This window comes from Cryobacterium breve (genome assembly GCF_004402375.1).
Classification (GTDB): Bacteria; Actinomycetota; Actinomycetes; order Actinomycetales; family Microbacteriaceae; genus Cryobacterium; species Cryobacterium breve.
Genome location: NZ_SOGJ01000023.1, coordinates 273,502 through 292,044 on the forward strand (window position 1 = coordinate 273,502; position 18,543 = coordinate 292,044).

Here is an 18,543-nt window from a genome sequence, read left to right on the forward strand (position 1 = left end):
TCGGATCGGACGGCTCCGGTCCCAGCGGGCCGCCATGCGCTGGGCCTTGGCGCACGTGCCGGTATTCGACGACCTACTCGTCGTCGGGAACCACGAGACCGGACTCCTGAACGGGAAGGTACTGGAACCACGCAGCGCTCCGAGTGCTGCTGACGCCGACTGCACGTCGGGCGTCGTCCCCGAATCGCCCGTCGTGCCTAAAGGAGACCGGACAGCCCCGTCCGTCCTGCTGCGGCGACGACGCTGGCGACCGCGACCACTCCGGGCAGTCTGATACTCCCAGAACGAGCACCGGACTGACCGGGCGCAGCCAGAAGCATGCGAGTCCGTCGGGCGCTTGTCCTGTCCGGACAGGGCCCAGAGTCCCGGTGGACCTCAGTTCCACGACATCAACACCGCCCACTGCGCCGAATGCAAGCCGCCAGTTCGGCGGCCAGGGTCAATAGTCGAACTCGTCGAACTGGGGAGAGTCCAGACCGTCACCCGTCCAGGACGCGCGCCCTGATGCGGTGCCGGCGAGAGCCTTGTGGCGAAACGTATCCACGGTGTCCGCTTCGAGGAGGTCCGGGTAGCTGGACTCGGCGCCGACGCAGGTCAACCCGCCCGGTGCGCCGATCAGGATCTGGGCCCGATCGAGCGTTCCGAATTCGCCGAGGATTGGGAAATCGACCACGTCGACTTGGCTACGGCGGGTGAGAGCCTCGGCATAGTGCATCACGGCGTCCGCGAGTTCATCGCCCGTGACTATCGATCCTCCGGGGTGAAATATGCGCTTCATGGGTAACCTCTGCCTTGTCACGGAAAGAACACGTGCTGCCAAGGTCTGGGGCATGCCCTAATTGTAGACCGCTCGGGGTAGGAGAGCCAGAGATTTCAATGCACCGTGTTCACAGCAAGAGGGTGCGGGTCACGACCTGCTCGGCGACCTCGACCAGAGGCTTGCCGTTGTTGCGGGCATGATTGCGCAGGAGAGCGAACGCTTCCTCCATGTCGACAGTGTGCGTGAAGGCCACGACGCCCTTCGCCTGCTCGATCAAGACGCGGCTGCTGAGCGCGTGCTGCAGTTGAACTCGAGCGACGTCGCTCTCGCGGATGGCACGTTCTTGCAGGATGCCGATCGTCGCCGTGTCCGCCAGCGCCTGCACCGTGCGCAGGTCCTCGACCCCGAGCCCGCCGAGGCGATCCCAGAACAGATTGAGCGAACCGATTGTCGTCGCACGGAGCCTGAGGGGGACGGAGTGCATTGATCTGAACCCCAGCTCGATGGCGCCAGCACGGAAACGAGGCCAGGCCGGGGCCAGGACGTCGAGGTCGGGGATGGCCACCGGTTTGCCTGTCGTGTAGCACTCCACGCACGGCCCGTTCCCTGCCCGCAGTTGGAGGATCTCGATCAGGCGGCTGCGCTCGTTCGTCGAGGCCACGACTTCGAGGTCATTTTCCCCGCCGGCGGACAGGATGATTCCGACCGCCGAGGCTTCAAAGAGACTGGCACACGTCTCGACGAGGGTGTGCAGCAGGTCGACGACGTCGTACCCGACGACAAGCGTGTCTGCCAGAGTGACGAAAGTCTCTACCAGCTGACCTTCACGTGTCCTGGTCACCATGTTTCCATCCTAAGACCCGTCTAATTCTGAAGTGAAATCAAGGTTTCGCGACACTACTTCCTCCGCGACCTCACGGACCGTGCGTCCGTGTGAGAAGGCATATCCCTGGAGGATGAGCAGGGCATCCGAAGCTGACAGGTCGACTTGGGCAAGCACCATCCCGGTGGCCTGATGCACGACACGACGGGAGTATCCCGCGTCGGCGCCAGGGTCCGGCTTCATCGTATGCGACAGCAGAACTCGTCGGAGCACCTGCCGTGCGGCGATGCGAACCAAAGCCGTGGCGTCTGCCACCTCCGCCCCGGTCAGGCAGCGTGGCCGATGGGAGTACAGGTCGACGGCTCCGATGTCGAGCGACCCGACGCTCATCGGGAATGCGAACAGGCCTCCGATGTCGGTCTCGTCGATGGTGTGGCGAAAGACGGGCCAATTCGGGTTTCGGTGCCGCCGGATGTCGGAGGTCAGTACCGGACGACGCGTCGCCAGGGCGTCCCAGCAGGGGCCTTCGCCCAGATCGAACTGCAGCTCGTCGAGTCGGGCAGCGGAAGCATCGCTCGCGCAGATGGTTTCGTTGCCGAAGGGCGCGCCGAGAGTGCAGATCGCCACCCCCGTGATCGGCAGCACGCTCAGAAAAGGCGAGCACAGATCGGTTCGGGTCAGATGAGCGTTGGACAGCTCCATGACGGCGGCGCCGAAAGACGACCGGTCAGACCGGGACAATGCTCAGATCACCCCCCGGGATTCATGGAGCGGGCCAGGGGGTTTGTTGTGGGCCCTACCGGGCTCGAACCGATGACATCCACGGTGTAAACGTGGCGCTCTACCAACTGAGCTAAAGGCCCCTGACACTATGGCCGATGAAGGCCGTCCACTACTATACCGACTCTGCGTGCCGACCGATCGCACGGTGGGCCCCAGACTCGACTCAGGCCGGCTGGAGGTCGCCGATCGCGGCGCGATAGGCATCTATCGACCGTGCCTCGCCGGGTGCCGTGATGAAACTGGCGCGAATGATCCCCTCAGGATCGATCAGGAAAGTGGCCCGGTTCGCAAAGCCCTTCTCCTCGAGGAAGACCCCATATTCCTTGGCGACCGCCCCGTGCGGCCAGAAGTCGGCCAGAAGGTCGAAGGTGTAGCCCTCCTGCTCACCCCAGGCGCGCAGCGTGTGACGCGAGTCGACGGAGATGCCGAGCAACTCCACCCCGCTGGCAGCGAACAGCGACAGATTGTCCCGCAGCTCACAGAGTTCGCCGCTGCAGATCCCGGAAAATGCGAGAGGAAAGAAGACCAGGGCGACCGACTTCTTTCCGCGGAACTCGCTGAGCTGTACCCGTTCGCCGAACTGGTTGACGAGCTCGAAATCCGGAGCCTGCGTGTCATTTTCCAAAGCCATGGAGCGCGTCCTTTCGTGCGCCCACCGGAACAGTGCAAGGCGACGCCACAGCCTAGCCCCGCCGACTGCGAGGAACCAAGATGACCTGTCTCTACGACGCCGAACCCCCGCTCGACCTGCGCTCACCGTTCGTGCACAGACCGAAGGCATAATCTGTAGGCTTGCGTGGTGCCGTCGGTCGTCACCCGACCGTGAACCGGTACCGCTAACCCGGCAGCTTCGTCCAACAGGTCTGCCCAACAGAGAGAGGTCGAGTGTGACTGTCAACGACCAGGACCCGTATTCGGTTAACAGCACGGATGCGGACCCGGAGGAGACGGCCGAATGGTCGGACTCGCTGGACTCGCTCGTAGCGGCTCACGGCCACCAGCGCGGTCGCGAGATCATGCTGTCGCTTCTGAAACGATCCAAGGAACTGCACCTGGGCGTACCCATGGTGCCGACCACGGATTACATCAACACCATCGCCGCCGGCAACGAGCCCGACTTCCCCGGTGATGAAGACATCGAACGCCGCTACCGTGCCTGGATCCGCTGGAATGCGGCCGTCCTCGTGCACCGCGCACAGCGCCCCGGCATCTCCGTCGGCGGTCACATCTCGACATATGCGTCGTCCGCCGCCCTCTACGAGGTCGGCTTCAATCACTTCTTCCGTGGCCAGGACCACCCGGGTGGCGGAGACCAGATCTTCATCCAGGGCCACGCCTCCCCCGGCACCTACGCGCGAGCCTTCCTCGAGGGCCGACTGACCGCAGACCAGCTCGACGGCTTCCGCCAGGAGAAGTCGCACGCCGCCAACGGACTATCGTCCTACCCGCACCCGCGTCTGATGCCCGAGTTCTGGCAGTTCCCGACCGTCTCCATGGGACTCGGCCCGATCAACGCCATCTACCAGGCGCAGACGAACCGCTACCTCACCAACCGTGGCATCAAGGACGCCAGCGATCAGCAAGTCTGGGCTTTCCTCGGCGACGGTGAGATGGACGAGGTCGAGAGCCGCGGGCAGCTGCAGGTGGCCGCCAACGAGGGTCTCGACAACCTCAACTTCATCGTCAACTGCAACCTCCAGCGCCTTGACGGCCCGGTTCGCGGAAACGGCAAGATCATCCAGGAGCTGGAGAGCTTCTTCCGCGGCGCAGGCTGGAACGTCATCAAGGTCGTCTGGGGCCGCGAGTGGGACGAACTACTGTCCCGCGACACCGACGGCGCACTGCGCGATCTGATGAACGCCACGCCCGACGGTGACTACCAGACCTACAAGGCCGAGAGCGGCGCCTACGTGCGCGAGCACTTCTTCGGCCGGGACCCGCGCGCGCTCAAGCTCGTTGAAGGCTACACCGACGACGACATCTGGAACCTCAAGCGCGGCGGCCACGACTACCGCAAGGTCTACGCGGCCTTCAAGGCGGCCTCCGAGCACAAGGGCCAGCCGACCGTCATCCTGGCGAAGACGGTCAAGGGTTACGCCCTTGGCCCGAGCTTCGAGGGCCGCAACGCGACCCACCAGATGAAGAAGTTCACCCTGGACAACCTGAAGACCTTCCGCGACAGCACGCACATGCCGATCACGGATGCCCAGCTCGAGGAGAACCCCTACCTCCCGCCGTACTTCAAGCCAGACGAGAACGACGAGGCCATCCAGTACCTGCATGAGCGTCGCCGCGCACTCGGGGGATACGTCCCCGAGCGACGCAGCAAGTACACGCAGGTCAACCTCCCCGACGACGCGACCTACGCCCCCACCAAAAAGGGCTCCGGCACGCAGGAGATCGCCACCACCATGGCATTCGTGCGTCTGCTCAAGGAATTGCTGCGTGCGAAGGACTTCGGACACCGCATCGTGCCGATCATCCCGGACGAGGCCCGCACCTTTGGAATCGACGCGTTCTTCCCGAATGCCAAGATCTACAACCCCAGCGGCCAGCAGTACACCTCGGTAGACCATGCGCAACTTCTCGCGTACAAGGAAAGCCCTCAAGGCCAGATCCTGCACGTGGGGATCAACGAGGCCGGCGCCATGGCGGCCTTCACCAATGTGGGCACCTCCTATGCCACTCAGGGTGAGCCGCTCATCCCGATCTACGTGTTCTACTCGATGTTCGGCTTCCAGCGCACGGGCGACGCCATGTGGGCGGCTGGCGACCAGATGGCGCGCGGGTTCATGATCGGCGCCACCGCCGGCCGCACCACCCTCACCGGTGAAGGCCTGCAGCACGCCGACGGCCATTCGCCGTTGCTGGCTTCGACGAACCCGGCCGTGGTTTCGTACGACCCGGCCTACGGCTACGAGATCGGGCACATCGTGCGCTCGGGCCTCGAGCGGATGTACGGAGGAACGCACAGCGATCCCAACGTCATGTACTACATCACGGTCTACAACGAGCCGCAGGTTCAGCCCCGAGAGCCCGAGGACGTTGACGTGGACGGAATTGTGCGCGGCATCCACCGCGTCAGCGTGTCTGACGCACCCGGTCCTAAAGCGCAGTTGCTGGCTTCCGGCGTCTCGGTGCCGTGGGCACTCGAAGCTCAAGCGCTGTTGGCCGAGGACTGGGGAGTGTCCGCCGACGTCTGGTCGGTAACCTCGTGGGCCGAGCTTCGTCGCGACGGCATTGCTGCGGAAGAACACAACTTCCTTTACCCCGACGACGCCCCGCTCATCCCGTATGTGACGGAGAAGCTGGCGGGCACCGCAGGACCGTTCATCGCCGTGACCGACTTCATGCACGCCGTTCCCGACCAGATCCGGCAGTTCGTACCCGGTGACTTCGCGACACTCGGCGCTGACGGGTTCGGGTTCTCCGACACCCGGCCGGCCGCTCGCCGCTTCTTCAAGATCGACGGCCCGTCAATGGTCGTGCGTGCGCTCGAACTCCTCGCTCGCCGCGGTGAGGTCGACCACAGCGTGGTCGGCCAGGCCATTGCGAAGTACCGGTTGCACGATGTGACGGCGGGAACCACCGGTTCCGCCGGGGGCGAGAGCTAACCGCCCCCGTGGCACCCACACCGAAGACGAAGGAACAGACGCTCAGCTGGTTGCGAACGATTTCCGGTGAGCTGTCGACGGCGACGCTGAAACGTCTTGAAGACACGCTGCCCTGGTACGGCGATATGCCTCCAGGGCGGCGGTCCGCCGTGGGTCTAGTCGCGCAGGCCGGGATCACGTCGTTCATCTCCTGGTTCGACGACCCTCGGTCCACCCCCTGGATCGCAGCCGACGTCTTCGGTGCTGCCCCGCGTGAACTCCTGCGCTCGATCAGCCTGCAGCAGACGCTGCAGCTGATCCGCGTGACCGTCGAGGTGGTCGAGGAACGCGTGAAAGACGGTGGCGAAATCCTGCGCGAAGCCATCCTGCTGTACTCCCGCGAAATCGCCTTCGGTGCGGCGGATGTCTACGCGCGGGCAGCCGAGGCACGAGGCCTCTGGGACGTGCGCCTCGAGGCTCTCGTCGTCGACTCGATCCTGAGCGGTGAGTACGACGACGAACTGCCGAGCCGCATCGCGGCCCTCGGCTGGCACGGGCACGGCGAGGTCTGTGTGCTGGTGGGCACCACACCCAAGATGCTCGACGTCGATCAGCTGCGCCGCTCCGCTCGGCACATGGCTGCCGATGTGCTGATCGGCGTGCAGGGCAACCGCCTTGTGCTGGTGATCGGCCGCGCCCACCCGACCCCGACCGATGCGGAAGAGGCGATCGGCACGGCATCCGCTCTCAGTTTCATGGAGATCGCCGTGCAACTCGAGCCGAGCTTCGGTGCGGGACATCTGGTTCTCGGCCACGAGGTACCCAACCTGGTGGACGCTTCCAAGAGTGCGAAGGCCGCCCTGGCCGGGTTTGCCGTGGCCCGCTCTTGGCGCAACGCCCCGCGCCCGGTGCAGGCCGACGACCTGCTACCCGAACGCGCCCTCGCCGGCGACCCGCTCGCTCGGGCGACGCTGATCCACCGCATCTACCGGCCACTGCAGGCGCATTCGACCGAGCTGCTCACAACGCTCTGGTGTTACCTGGACAACGGACGCTCGTTAGAGGCCACCGCGCGCGAGCTGTTCGTGCACCCGAACACTGTGCGTTACCGACTCAAGCGGGTGTCGGAGGTCATCGGATACGACGCTACCGGGGCCCGGGAGGCACTCATCCTGCAGGCCGCGCTCATCATCGGATCGATCAGCGACCACGACGGTTCTACCCGCCGCCGCTGAAGGTAATCCCCCGGAGAATCAGCTGGACCAGGCGGAATTGGCGGTTTCCGACAAGCGATCTTCGGATAGTTGGTAGAATTCCGACACCTCAACGGTTGACGAGCTTGGGAGACTGATTCAATGATTGTTGTCGTGTGCCCCGGTCAGGGCTCTCAAACCCCTGGTTTTCTTGATCCCTGGCTTCATAACCCCACCTTCGCGGCGGGTCTGGACGAGATCTCCGCGGCATGCGGGCTTGATCTCCTGCGCTACGGCACCGTGAGCGACGCCGACACGATCCGCGACACGCGCATCGCCCAGCCGCTGATCGTGGCCGCCGGGCTCCTCACCCTGAACGCTCTCCTAGCCGACGGTCGGCGTGACCGGATCGCCGGGATCGCCGGGCATTCCGTGGGCGAAATCACGGCCGCCGCCGGTGCCGGAATCCTCAGCGCAGCCGATGCCGTGCACTTCGTGAGCGAGCGCGGAAACGCAATGGCTGAGGCCTCGGCGCTGGAACCCTCCGGCATGAGCGCCGTGCTCGGCGGCGACGAAGCGGATCTGCTGGCCCGGCTGGACAAACTCGGCCTCGCCCCAGCGAACTTCAACGGCGGCGGGCAGCTCGTTGTCGCAGGCTCCCTTGAAGCCCTCTCCGCCCTCGCAGAGAACCCGCCGCCGCGCACCCGGGTCATTCCGCTGCAGGTCGCGGGAGCATTCCACACGCGGTATATGCAACCGGCGGTGCAGCACATGAAGCAGGTCGCCGCGCAGTTCACACCCGCCGATCCCTCGGTTCCGATCTGGTCGAACCGGGACGGCAGCCTGGTCTCCCACGGCGCCCGGTTCGTAGAGTTACTGGTTGATCAGGTGTCCTCGCCGGTACGGTGGGACATGTGCATGCGTTCCTTCGCAGAGGCCGGAGTGACCGGAATCATCGAGGTCGCACCGGCCGGGGCCCTCGTCGGCCTCGCCAAACGTGCACTCAAAGGTGTGCCCAGCGTCGCGATCAAGACGCCGGACGACCTGCCCGCTGCGTTCGACCTGATCGACCAGCAGACCCTAGTCTGACCGAAAGAGAATATGTCCAAGCCAACACTCCAGCAATCGCACGGCCCGCAGTACACCCGAATTCTCTCCATCGGCGCCGCCCGCGGCGACCTCGTCGTTCCCAACGATGATCTGGTCGGCCCGATCGATTCCTCCGATGAGTGGATCCAGCAACGGACCGGCATCATTACCCGCACTCGGGCGAGCCAGGAGATCCAGGCCGTCGACCTTGCGACCGACGCCGCCCGCGAGGCGATCGAACGCTCCGGTGTCGAACCGCATCTGATCGACGCGGTCATCGTGGCCACCATCAGCAACGGTCGGCAGACGCCGTCCATCGCTGCCGTGGTCGCCGACCGGGTCGGCGCCAACCCCGCCGCCGCCTACGATGTCAACGCGGCCTGCGCCGGCTATACCTACGCCATTGCGCAGGCCGATTCCCTGATCCGAACGGGCACCGCCCACTATGCCCTCGTTATCGGCGCAGAGAAGCTGTCCGACCTCGTCGACCCCACGGACCGAAGCATCTCTTTCCTTCTCGGCGACGGCGCCGGCGCCGTGGTCATCGGCCCGAGCGACTATCCGGGCATCTCCCCCACGGTTTGGGGTTCAGACGGCTCTAAGGCCGACGCCATCACGATGAACCACACCCTGCAGGAATACCGCCGCGGTGAATCCGAATGGCCCACTCTGCGCCAGGAAGGCCAGACGGTCTTCCGCTGGGCCGTCTGGAACATGGCAAAGGTGGCCCAGGAAGCCCTCCAAGTGGCGGGAATCCAAAGCGACCAGCTCGCGGCCTTCATCCCGCACCAGGCCAATATGCGCATCATCGACGAATTCGCCAAGCAGCTCAAGCTTCCGGAATCCGTCGTGATCGCCCGGGACGTGGCCACCACCGGCAACACGTCCTCAGCGTCGATCCCGCTGGCCACCCACCGCCTGCTGGAAGAGCACCCTGAACTCAGCGGCGGTCTCGCCCTTCAGATCGGCTTCGGCGCCGGACTGGTGTTCGGCGCGCAGGTCGTCGTACTTCCCTAGATTTCATCGAACCCCCTCTAAACTGAATCTCGGTCATACGAGACACCCCCAAGGAGAAAAAAATGGCATTGTCCACCGAAGAAGTTCTTGCCGGCCTGGCCGAACTCATTAACGACGAGACTGGCATCGCGACCGACACGGTAGAGATGGGGAAGTCATTCACCGATGATCTGGACATCGATTCCATCTCGATGATGACCATCGTCGTCAACGCCGAGGAGAAGTTCGACGTCAAGATCCCCGACGAAGAGGTCAAGAACCTCAAGTCCGTCGGCGATGCCGTCGACTTCATCGTCAAGGCTCAGGTCTAACCCACAAACGAACAGGCCGGCCGGCATCCTCCGGTCGGCCTGATCTGTGGGTGACACCCACGTCTGCACGCTTCACGGAGAGTTAACGCTATGACCAAAAAAATCGTTATCACCGGCATCGGTGCGACCTCCCCTCTCGGCGGCACGGCTGCCGACAGTTGGTCGGCCCTGCTCGCCGGTGAATCAGGCTCGAGCACCCTCGACCACGAATGGGTAGCCCGGACTCAGCTCCCGGTGACCTTCGCTGCCCAGGCCAGAGTTCCGTCCGTCGACGTCCTGGCCCGTCACGAGACGAAACGTCTCGACCCCTCCAGCCAATTCGCCCTCATTGCCGGGCGGGAAGCCTGGGCTGATGCCGGGTCCCCCGAGGCAGACCCCGAACGACTAGCCGTCGACTGGGCCACCGGCATCGGCGGAGTCTGGACTCTCCTCGACGCGTGGGACACCCTGCGCGAACGCGGTCCGCGCCGCGTCCTGCCGATGACGGTTCCCATGCTCATGCCGAATGGCCCAGGAGCGGCCATCGGCATGGACCTGCATGCCCGAGCCGGAATCACCACCGTCGTCTCGGCCTGCGCATCGAGCACGGAGTCCCTGGTGAACGCCTACAACCGCCTGCAGGCGGGACTCGCCGACGTCGTCATCGCGGGCGGATCCGAGGCCGCAATTCACCCTCTTCCGATCGCATCCTTCGCTGCAATGCAGGCCCTGTCCAAGCGCAACGACGATCCGGCCACCGCATCACGCCCCTATGACATCACCCGGGACGGCTTCGTTCTCGGCGAGGGTGCCGCGGCACTCGTCGTCGAAACGGAAGAACATGCCAAGGCCCGCGGCGCGCGCATCTACGCCGAGCTCCTCGGCGGCGCCGTGACCAGCGACGCTTATCACATCACAGCTCCGGACCCCGAGGGCTCGGCGGCGGCTCGCGCGATGATCACCGCGATCAACAACGCCGGCGCGAGCCTCGCGGATGTTTCCCACATCAACGCGCACGCGACCAGCACGCCCGTGGGTGACATCGCAGAGTACAACGCTCTGCGCCGTGTGTTCGGCTCCCTGCTCGACGGCATCCCGGTGTCGGCGACCAAGGCGTCCACCGGCCACCTCCTCGGCGGTGCGGGTGCGATCGAGGCCCTTTTCACGGTTCTCGCTTTGGCGGAGCGCATGGCGCCGCCGACGATCAATCTGGCGAACCAGGACCCGAGCATCCCGCTCGACGTCGTGACGATGCCGCGCACGCTGCCGTCAGGCGACCTGCTTGCGCTCAGCAACTCGTTCGGGTTCGGCGGCCACAACGCCGTCGTTGCCTTCCGTTCGATCTAGGCGCGACGGAAACTCAGGGAGAACCCCAAGCGGTTCCGCGCGGGGTCTCCCTGGCTGTGGGACAGCCTGCGGTCCCGGGATCGTCTCGTCCACTACTAGCCAACCTGATGCAGCCAGACCACGGATGTGAAATCGCTCGCGTGACGGAACGGTTCGAGCTCGTCGTCCCAGGCCTGTCCAAGCGCAACCCGCAGTTCCCGGTGCAACTCGAAAGCGTTCGCCCCCGCGAGTTCCATGGCATGCCTCAACCGGTCCTCCGGGATCACGACGTTGCCGGCGGTGTCCGTCTGGGCGAAGAAGATGCCCAGCCCGGGTGTGTGCAACCATCGACCGCCATCGGTGCCGAAGCCCGCGTCCTCGGTGACTTCGAAGCGGAGATGGTCCCAGCCGCGGAGCGCGGATGCGAGCACCGCTCCCGTACCGCGGGCACCCTCCCAGTAGTACTCGGCCCGTTGCGCGCCACCCAGAACCGGCTGCTCAGACCAATCGAAATTCACGGGTTCGCCGAGGACATGACCCACCGCCCACTCCACATGGGGGCTCAGCGCTCGCGGTGAAGAATGCACGTAAATGAAGCCCTGCGCAGTCGCTGCCTGCCGAGCGTGTGAAGCCACCATCGTTTCTCCCGTTCTCTGAGGTGCGTCTTCCCCAACGACCTCTAAACGAAACAATGCAGCGGACTGTGAACTTGTCGAACCCCTGAATTATGCCCTAGAGGGCCGTGCCTTCACAAGGCTGCTGTCAGGGCGCAGGGCCATGCGCTCGCTATACTCAGTATGGTTATCACCTCACCTTCGGAGGCTCCATGTCTGTGCGATGCTGCCTGTTGGCGATACTCACGATCGGCCCGGCCTATGGCTTTCAGCTGCACGGCGAACTGGAATCCCGCACGGCCGGTCGCCGGTCCGTCAACGTGGGCCAAATCTACGGCACCCTGGAGCGGCTGGTGAAGCAGCAGGCCGTCGAGTCGGCCGGTGCCACCGATGACGGACTGCCGCTCTATCGGGCCACGGCAATCGGCCAAGCCGAGGCTGTCGACTGGCTGTGCCAAACCGAGAGCGCCCCGGGCGATGAGTGGAACGATCTGGTCGACCGGGTACTCATCGCCTCCTCACTCCCCCGCCCGCATCCACCGGGCATCGACGTGCCGCGCATTGTCGCCCGGTACCAGGAATGGTGGCATGAACGGGCGGACGCCGCCGACCTATCATCGGTGGGCAGCAGCGGCCAGGACGCCCTCGCGGCCGCTGCCCGTGGGGCCCTGGCTGAGGCGGCGCTGGCCTGGCTCAGCGCAGCCGCCGAACTGCTTGCCGCCGACCAGGACGACTCATTCCGCCGCGGGTTGAGCGACGAACGGCCGAAGCGCGGGCGGCGACCGGCCAACGCGGCCTGAGTCCTGTCGGCGGGGGCCGGTGCCGCCGCTACTTCGCCTGCGCGTAGCTGTCAACAGTAGCGACTGTGAGTAGAAAGTCCACGGGGAAGTCTCCGAAGAGGTGCCGGCCGGCCGTATCCGCGGCACGCCGCAGCACGTCTTCAACCGCGCCGGCCAGCGCCGCGGGTGTGTGCACCATCACCTCGTCGTGGAGAAAGAAGACGAGGTGGGGGGCGTGGGCGAATTCGGGGCCTGAGGAATCCTGGCCGGCGAAAGGCAGCAGCCGCAATTCCCGGCGGATCTCCGCCATCCAGCAGAGCGCCCACTCCGCGGCGCTACCCTGCACAATAAAATTGCGGGTGAAACGGCCCCAATCGCGCGCCTGGCTGCGGGCTCGGCGCTCGTCGGCTTCCGTCGCCCCGGGATCGTACGCCTGCGCCTGCATGGCCAGCCAGGTCTCACCGGGCCGCGGGGACGAGCGCCCGAGCCGGGTTGTCACGCTCTCACCACGCTCCCCGGCTCGCGCAGCCGTCTCGGTGAGCGCGAGAGCGCGCGGGAACGCCTTCGCGAGGCGAGGCAGTAGCCGACCGCTCTCACCACTGGTAGCCCCATACATCGCACCGAGCATGGCGACCTTGGCATGCTCACGGGTCTCCACGACGCCGCCGGCCACGATTCCGGCATAGAGATCGGTGCCGCGGCCCGCGGCTGCCATGGATGTGTCTGCTGAGAGAGCAGCGAGGATGCGCGGCTCGAGCTGCGCGGCATCAGCCACGACGAGCTTCCAGCCCGCATCGGCGACGACGGCACCGCGCACCTGTTTGGGTAGTTGCAGGGCCCCTCCGCCCCGGGTGGCCCACCGGCCGGTGACCACACCGCCGGGTATGTACTCGGGGTGGAACCGACCGTCGACGATCCAGGTGTCCATCCAGTACCAGCCGTTGGCGCTGAGTAGCCGGGCCAGCTTCTTATACGCGAGCAGCGGGGCGATAACGGGGTGCTCGAGCTCCTTGAGCTCCCAAGCGCGCGTGGAGGAGACCCGCAGGCCGACGTGGCGCAGGGCCCTCATCAGGTCCGGTTGTGAGTCAGGGTTCAACCCAGGTTCCCCCAGGACGGCACGGATACTGTCGGCGAGGTTCTCCAGGCGTTCTGGCCGGATGCCCGGTCCCACCCGGGGACCGAGCTCCCGGGTCAGTAGGGCGTCGTGAACGTCGGTGCGCCACGGCAGTCCCGTGTACTGCATCTCGGCCGCGATGAGCGCCCCGGCCGATTCAGCGGCGAGCAGGAGCCGGAGCCGGCCGGGCTCCGCGCAGTCCCGGATCGCGGCGAGCTGGCGTTGGAACTCCAGCACGACTCCGGTCTCGTCGTCGATGACGTCGATCAGGTCGAAGAGGGTCACCCCGGCAGTGGTGGTATCGGGGTCGTAGGCCGGCGCACGGTCCCACGAACTCTCCTCGGCCCGGGCCAGGGTGCTCGACCGGGTCAACGACGATTGGCGCAGGATGGCATGGCACAGGCGCAGATCGTAACCCCGGTGCACTCGCACACCGGCAGCCAGCAGCAACGGGTAAATGCGGGAGGTGTCCTCCCACACCCAACGGGGCTGTTCCGGTTCCCGGCCATGTACATAGGCCGGGAAATCCCGTTTCGACAGGCGGCGCCCCGCCCCGGCGGCCCGGCCGTCCGGGTCGAGTGGCAGAACGAGGACGTCCCCGTTTCCCGTTCGGCTCACCAGAAGGTACACCCCACCATTCTGCCGGTTCGAGACCGGAATGGATCGACGGGCATCCGTCGAAACGCAGTCAGGTGGACTCTTCGTCACGTGGTCACGTCCCCCAACGACTGCGTGGCATCGGTCACGGGCACGCCGTCTGCAACAGGGCGACGGTCCTGTCGTCGGAGAGCTGATGGACGTCGGTGTTGAACGGGCCGATCGCCCAGAACTCCCGCGGGGCCATGAGCGGCACGACGATATCCGCATACTGCCGCGTTGCGTCGCGCCCGCTTCGTCCGCGCTCCACCTGCGCCCGATTCTGCCGCCGCGCCCTGCCGGGGTCAGGTGCGGTTCTGTTCGTGGGCCACAGTCGGCGTAAACCGTTAGGTTCTCCCGTCGACCCGTAGGGGAATCGTTAGGGCCCGGCCCACCGGGCCGGCCAGGGTATCTACTCGGGTCGTGCCCTGCGGCACCCGCACCCCGTCCGGCGGTGCGGACGGTAACAGATGGAGTTTCTGTGCTGGACCTCGTATACGTCCTCGGTGTTCTCGCGGTGTTCTCGTTCATCGGCGTTGTCGCCTGGGGAGTCGAGAAGCTGTGATCTTCTTCGATATCGCTGCGGGCGTTCTGGCCGTGGCCGCGATCGCCTATCTTGTCTTCGCCCTCGTGAAACCGGAGCTGTTCCGATGAACGCCTGGTTCGCCATTGCGCCGGTTCTGACCGTCGTGCTTGTCCTCGTCGTGGTGCACCGCCCGCTGGGCGACTACATGGCTTCCGTCTTCCTCTCCGTGAACCACCTGCGTATTGAGCGCGGCGTCTACCGGCTGATCGGGGTGGACGCCCGTTCCCAGCAGACCTGGCAGTCCTACCTGCGCGGTGTGCTCGCGTTCTCCGCGGTCGGCGTGCTGCTCGTCTACGCCCTGCAGCGCGCCCAATCGGTGCTGCCGTACTCCCTCGGGTTCCCGGCCGTTCCGGAGGGGCTCTCCTTCAACACGGCCGCCTCGTTCGTGACCAACACCAACTGGCAGTCGTACTCACCGGACGTGACCCTGGGCTATGCGGTGCAGCTGGTGGGCCTGTCCGTGCAGAACTTCGTCTCCGCCGCCGTCGGCATCGCCGTCGCGATGGCACTGGTGCGAGCGTTCGCCGCGCGCAGGAGCGGCACCATCGGCAACTTCTGGGTGGACCTGACGCGGGGCGCGCTGCGAGTGTTGCTCCCGCTGTCGGCCGTCGCCGCGATCGTGCTGATCGCGGGCGGGGTGATCCAGAACGTCAGCGGCGCGACCGAGGTGACCACGTTGACGGGAGCGGTGCAGTCCATCCCCGGCGGGCCGACCGCCTCCCAGGAGGCGATCAAGATTCTCGGCACGAACGGTGGTGGCTTCTTCAACGCGAACTCCGCGCATCCGTTTGAGAACCCGACGGCCTGGACGAACCTGTTTCAGATCGTTCTCATGCTGATGATCCCCTTCAGCCTGCCCCGCACCTTCGGAACCGTGGTCGGCGACAGGGGGCAGGGTGCCGCGATCCTGGCCGCCATGGCCGGCATCTTCGTGGTGTCCCTGACGGCCCTGACGCTGCTCGAGGCCGGCGGTGCCGGTTCCGCCCCTGTGGCGGCTGGCGGCGCGCTGGAGGGAAAGGAACAGCGGTTCGGCGTGCTGGCGTCGACGTTCTTCGCTACGACAAGCACCATGACGTCGACGGGCGCCGTCAACTCGATGCACGACTCCTACACCTCACTCGGCGGCATGCTGCCCCTCCTCAACATGATGCTCGGTGAGGTGGCCCCCGGCGGGGTCGGGTCTGGTCTGTACGGCATGCTCATCCTGGCCGTGATCACGGTGTTCATCGCCGGACTGCTGGTGGGCCGCACCCCCGAGTATCTGGGCAAGAAGATCGGCCCGCGCGAGATCAAACTCGCCAGCCTGTACATCCTCGTGACGCCCACCTTGGTACTCACGGGAACCGCGCTCAGTTTCGCCGTGCCGGCAATCCGAACGGATGTCGAGAGCACGTCGATCCTGAACCCCGGCCTGCATGGCCTGACCGAGGTCCTCTACGCGTTCACCTCCGCATCCAACAACAACGGGTCGGCCTTCGCCGGCCTGACCGCGGACACACCCTGGCTGAACACGGCGCTCGGGGTGGCGATGCTGATCGGCCGGTTCCTCCCGATCGTGTTCGTCCTGGCTCTGGCCGGTGCGCTGGCCGCGCAGGACAGTGTTCCGGCTACGACGGGGACCCTGCCCACGAACAGGCCGCTCTTCGTGGGTCTGCTCGTCGGCATCACCATCATCATCACGGCACTCACCTATTTCCCCGTACTCGCGCTGGGTCCCCTGGCGGAAGGGCTGCAATAATCATGACGCTCACCGAAACACCGGCTCCGGCCGGGACTCCCTTCACCCGTCGCACCCGCCGGGACGGCCCGACCAGCACAGGCCGAGCTGGCGCGATCAGCGTCCGCCAGCTGGTCGCGGCGCTGCCGGGTGCCTTGCGCAAGCTGGATCCGCGCCAGATGTGGCGCAACCCGGTCATGCTCATCGTCGAGGTCGGCGCCGCCCTGACCACCCTGCTGGCGATCTGCGAGCCGTTTCTCGGCGGCCCGGCCCGTTCGGGTGGCTCTGCGGTTCCGCCGACTTTCACCGCGGCGATCGCCGCCTGGCTGTGGCTGACTGTGGTCTTCGCCAACTTGGCCGAATCCGTGGCCGAGGGTCGCGGCAAGGCCCAGGCGGACAGCCTGCGCCAAACGCGCACGAGCACCTCGGCGACTCGGCTGGACAGCTACGATCCGGCCACAGACCCCTCAGCCGAGCAGTCTCCCGCACACCCGGTCTCCTCAGCTGACCTCCTCCCCGGTGACACAGTCATCGTCGTCGCGGGTGAGCTGGTGCCGGGCGACGGGGACATCGTCTGGGGCATCGCCTCCATAGACGAATCCGCGATCACCGGCGAATCCGCCCCTGTGGTGCGTGAATCCGGCGGTGACCGCAGCGCCGTCACCGGTGGAACCCGGGTCTTGTCGGACCGCATCGTGATGCGGATCACCAGCAAGCCGGGCGAAACTTTCGTAGACAAGATGATCGCTCTGGTCGAGGGTGCCTCACGCCAGAAGACCCCGAATGAGCTCGCTCTGAACATCCTGTTGGCCGGGTTGTCGATCGTCTTTGTCGTCGTCACCCTCACTCTCAACCCCATTGCCGGATATTCGGGCGCTGCCGTGAGCGTGCCTGTTCTCGTCGCCTTGCTGGTGTGCCTGATCCCAACCACCATCGGCGCTCTGCTGTCGGCGATCGGCATCGCCGGGATGGATCGGTTGGTGCAGCACAACGTGCTCGCGCTGTCCGGTCGTGCTGTCGAAGCGGCCGGGGACGTCACAATCCTGCTCCTGGACAAGACGGGCACCATCACCTACGGCAACCGCCAGGCCCGGGAGTTCACCGCCGTGACCGGAGTTGACGCTGCCGAGCTCATGGACGCGGCCGCCCGCTCCTCGCTGGGCGACCCTACGCCGGAGGGCAAGTCCATCGTCGACCTGGCCCACGGTCTCGGCTTTCGACACGGCGACACCGAGATTGGCGAGGTCATCCCGTTCACGGCCCAGACCCGGATGAGCGGCCTCGACCAACCGGACGGTTCCTCGATCAGGAAGGGGGCCGGCTCCGCAGTCACGAAGTGGGTGCAGGAACGCGGTTCAATCGACGATGCCGTTCTTCGGGAACTGGACGACTGCGTCGCCCGGATCTCCGAGCTCGGTGGCACGCCCCTGGTGGTGGCCGCTGGAAGGGAGTCCGGAGCACGCCGAATCCTGGGTGTCGTCTATCTCAAGGACATCGTGAAAGCCGGTTTGGCGGAGCGCTTCGCGGAACTGCGTTCCATGGGCATCCGCACGATTATGGTCACCGGGGACAACCCGCTCACGGCGAAGACGATCGCCGCCGAGGCTGGCGTCGACGACTTCCTCGCCGAGGCCACCCCCGTGGAGAAACTCGCCCTCATCCGCCGGGAGCAGGAGGGCGGCAACCTCGTCGCCATGACCGGGGACGGCACCAACGACGCTCCAGCGCTCGCGCAGGCCGATGTCGGCGTGGCAATGAACACCGGCACGTCGGCAGCCAAGGAGGCCGGCAACATGGTGGACCTGGACTCGGACCCGACCAAGCTGATCGACATCGTGCGGATCGGCAAACAGCTACTGATCACCCGCGGGGCGCTGACCACCTTCTCGATCGCGAACGACCTGGCCAAGTATTTCGCGATCATTCCGGCCATGTTCGCGGGCGTCTTCCCCGGACTGGCCGTGCTGAACGTGATGCAGCTGCACTCTCCGGCGTCGGCGATCCTCTCCGCCATCATCTTCAACGCCATCATCATCGTCCTACTGATCCCGCTCGCGCTGCGCGGCGTGAGGTACCGCCCCGGACCCGCTTCGAGCATCCTCAGTCGAAATCTGCTCATCTACGGGGTTGGCGGCGTGATCGCACCATTCATCGGCATCAAAATCGTCGACCTGGTCGTCGCCCTGATCCCAGGGTTCTAGGGTCCAGGCCCGACCTTCACGA

17 protein-coding genes and 1 tRNA gene are annotated in these 18,543 nt (G+C 65.8%); 10 read left to right on the top strand and 8 right to left on the bottom strand.

The annotated features are described in order from the left end of the window. Positions 1 to 439: 439 nt before the first annotated feature. The 5 genes from E3O65_RS11230 to E3O65_RS11250 form a co-directional block, all read right to left on the bottom strand. Positions 440 to 778, bottom strand: coding sequence for a hypothetical protein (locus tag E3O65_RS11230; protein WP_134363800.1), 339 nt, complete (start codon positions 776 to 778; stop codon positions 440 to 442). A 109-nt stretch (positions 779 to 887) separates the two neighbouring features. Beyond that, a complete protein-coding gene (locus tag E3O65_RS11235) occupies positions 888 to 1,604 on the bottom strand; it encodes a GAF and ANTAR domain-containing protein (RefSeq protein ID WP_134363801.1) in 717 nt (238 codons plus the stop codon). Between the two features lie 9 nt (positions 1,605 to 1,613). Then, positions 1,614 to 2,285 (bottom strand): GAF and ANTAR domain-containing protein, encoded by a 672-nt coding sequence (locus E3O65_RS11240; protein WP_134363802.1) that lies wholly within the window; start codon positions 2,283 to 2,285, stop codon positions 1,614 to 1,616. A gap of 88 nt (positions 2,286 to 2,373) precedes the next feature. After that, positions 2,374 to 2,446: transfer RNA gene (locus E3O65_RS11245), tRNA-Val, on the bottom strand. An 83-nt stretch (positions 2,447 to 2,529) separates the two neighbouring features. Then, the gene (locus E3O65_RS11250; protein ID WP_134363803.1) at positions 2,530 to 2,997 is read right to left on the bottom strand and encodes a peroxiredoxin; all 468 of its coding nucleotides are present in this window, start codon (positions 2,995 to 2,997) and stop codon (positions 2,530 to 2,532) included. 256 nt (positions 2,998 to 3,253) lie between these two features. Here E3O65_RS11250 and aceE point away from each other — a divergent pair, with 256 nt between their 5' ends. The 6 genes from aceE (at position 3,254) to E3O65_RS11280 (ending at position 10,895) form a co-directional block, all read left to right on the top strand. Beyond that, the gene (gene aceE / locus E3O65_RS11255; protein WP_134363804.1) at positions 3,254 to 5,980 is read left to right on the top strand and encodes a pyruvate dehydrogenase (acetyl-transferring), homodimeric type; all 2,727 of its coding nucleotides are present in this window, start codon (positions 3,254 to 3,256) and stop codon (positions 5,978 to 5,980) included. An 8-nt stretch (positions 5,981 to 5,988) separates the two neighbouring features. Beyond that, positions 5,989 to 7,194, top strand: coding sequence for a PucR family transcriptional regulator (locus E3O65_RS11260; protein WP_134363805.1), 1,206 nt, complete (start codon positions 5,989 to 5,991; stop codon positions 7,192 to 7,194). Positions 7,195 to 7,314: 120 nt separating this feature from the next. Further along, complete coding sequence (locus tag E3O65_RS11265) at positions 7,315 to 8,241, top strand: ACP S-malonyltransferase (RefSeq protein ID WP_134363806.1); 927 nt, start codon at positions 7,315 to 7,317, stop codon at positions 8,239 to 8,241. Positions 8,242 to 8,253: 12 nt separating this feature from the next. Then, positions 8,254 to 9,258, top strand: a complete 1,005-nt coding sequence (locus E3O65_RS11270) for a beta-ketoacyl-ACP synthase III (RefSeq protein ID WP_134363807.1) — start codon at positions 8,254 to 8,256, stop codon at positions 9,256 to 9,258. Positions 9,259 to 9,320: 62 nt separating this feature from the next. Beyond that, on the top strand, positions 9,321 to 9,569 hold the full coding sequence (locus E3O65_RS11275; RefSeq protein ID WP_134363808.1) for an acyl carrier protein: 249 nt from the start codon (positions 9,321 to 9,323) through the stop codon (positions 9,567 to 9,569). 90 nt (positions 9,570 to 9,659) lie between these two features. Next, on the top strand, positions 9,660 to 10,895 hold the full coding sequence (locus E3O65_RS11280; RefSeq protein ID WP_134363809.1) for a beta-ketoacyl-[acyl-carrier-protein] synthase family protein: 1,236 nt from the start codon (positions 9,660 to 9,662) through the stop codon (positions 10,893 to 10,895). A gap of 95 nt (positions 10,896 to 10,990) precedes the next feature. Here the strand turns inward: E3O65_RS11280 and E3O65_RS11285 are convergent, their stop codons facing one another. Further along, positions 10,991 to 11,512 (bottom strand): DUF3145 domain-containing protein, encoded by a 522-nt coding sequence (locus E3O65_RS11285; RefSeq protein ID WP_134363810.1) that lies wholly within the window; start codon positions 11,510 to 11,512, stop codon positions 10,991 to 10,993. 209 nt (positions 11,513 to 11,721) lie between these two features. Between E3O65_RS11285 and E3O65_RS11290 the strand changes: the two genes are divergently transcribed. Then, on the top strand, positions 11,722 to 12,288 hold the full coding sequence (locus tag E3O65_RS11290; protein ID WP_166785730.1) for a PadR family transcriptional regulator: 567 nt from the start codon (positions 11,722 to 11,724) through the stop codon (positions 12,286 to 12,288). A 28-nt stretch (positions 12,289 to 12,316) separates the two neighbouring features. Here E3O65_RS11290 and E3O65_RS11295 read toward each other — a convergent pair whose 3' ends face one another. Both E3O65_RS11295 and E3O65_RS17215 read right to left on the bottom strand, forming a co-directional pair. Further along, the gene (locus E3O65_RS11295) at positions 12,317 to 14,011 is read right to left on the bottom strand and encodes a bifunctional 3'-5' exonuclease/DNA polymerase (RefSeq protein ID WP_241985586.1); all 1,695 of its coding nucleotides are present in this window, start codon (positions 14,009 to 14,011) and stop codon (positions 12,317 to 12,319) included. A 112-nt stretch (positions 14,012 to 14,123) separates the two neighbouring features. Continuing rightward, on the bottom strand, positions 14,124 to 14,288 hold the full coding sequence (locus tag E3O65_RS17215; protein WP_241985585.1) for a hypothetical protein: 165 nt from the start codon (positions 14,286 to 14,288) through the stop codon (positions 14,124 to 14,126). A gap of 290 nt (positions 14,289 to 14,578) precedes the next feature. Between E3O65_RS17215 and E3O65_RS11300 the strand changes: the two genes are divergently transcribed. The 3 genes from E3O65_RS11300 to kdpB are packed head-to-tail and all read left to right on the top strand — an operon-like array spanning position 14,579 to position 18,521. Beyond that, positions 14,579 to 14,671: a potassium-transporting ATPase subunit F gene (locus E3O65_RS11300; RefSeq protein ID WP_134363813.1), complete on the top strand. Its 93-nt coding sequence runs from the start codon at positions 14,579 to 14,581 to the stop codon at positions 14,669 to 14,671. Continuing rightward, positions 14,668 to 16,341, top strand: coding sequence for a potassium-transporting ATPase subunit KdpA (kdpA, locus tag E3O65_RS11305; RefSeq protein WP_134363814.1), 1,674 nt, complete (start codon positions 14,668 to 14,670; stop codon positions 16,339 to 16,341). Before E3O65_RS11300 ends, kdpA begins: the two co-directional genes overlap by 4 nt. Before the next feature lie 2 nt (positions 16,342 to 16,343). After that, complete coding sequence (kdpB, locus tag E3O65_RS11310; RefSeq protein WP_134363815.1) at positions 16,344 to 18,521, top strand: potassium-transporting ATPase subunit KdpB; 2,178 nt, start codon at positions 16,344 to 16,346, stop codon at positions 18,519 to 18,521. Positions 18,522 to 18,543: the final 22 nt, after the last annotated feature.

Coding starts and splice junctions, on each gene's coding strand:
- E3O65_RS11235 (WP_134363801.1), bottom strand. CDS start 1,604: ATGGTGACCAGGACACGTGAAGGTCAGCTGGTAGAGACTTTCGTCACT.
- E3O65_RS11270 (WP_134363807.1), top strand. CDS start 8,254: ATGTCCAAGCCAACACTCCAGCAATCGCACGGCCCGCAGTACACCCGA.
- kdpA (WP_134363814.1), top strand. CDS start 14,668: ATGAACGCCTGGTTCGCCATTGCGCCGGTTCTGACCGTCGTGCTTGTC.
- E3O65_RS11275 (WP_134363808.1), top strand. CDS start 9,321: ATGGCATTGTCCACCGAAGAAGTTCTTGCCGGCCTGGCCGAACTCATT.
- E3O65_RS11265 (WP_134363806.1), top strand. CDS start 7,315: ATGATTGTTGTCGTGTGCCCCGGTCAGGGCTCTCAAACCCCTGGTTTT.
- kdpB (WP_134363815.1), top strand. CDS start 16,344: ATGACGCTCACCGAAACACCGGCTCCGGCCGGGACTCCCTTCACCCGT.
- E3O65_RS11250 (WP_134363803.1), bottom strand. CDS start 2,997: ATGGCTTTGGAAAATGACACGCAGGCTCCGGATTTCGAGCTCGTCAAC.
- E3O65_RS11285 (WP_134363810.1), bottom strand. CDS start 11,512: ATGGTGGCTTCACACGCTCGGCAGGCAGCGACTGCGCAGGGCTTCATT.
- E3O65_RS11230 (WP_134363800.1), bottom strand. CDS start 778: ATGAAGCGCATATTTCACCCCGGAGGATCGATAGTCACGGGCGATGAA.
- E3O65_RS11240 (WP_134363802.1), bottom strand. CDS start 2,285: ATGGAGCTGTCCAACGCTCATCTGACCCGAACCGATCTGTGCTCGCCT.
- E3O65_RS11280 (WP_134363809.1), top strand. CDS start 9,660: ATGACCAAAAAAATCGTTATCACCGGCATCGGTGCGACCTCCCCTCTC.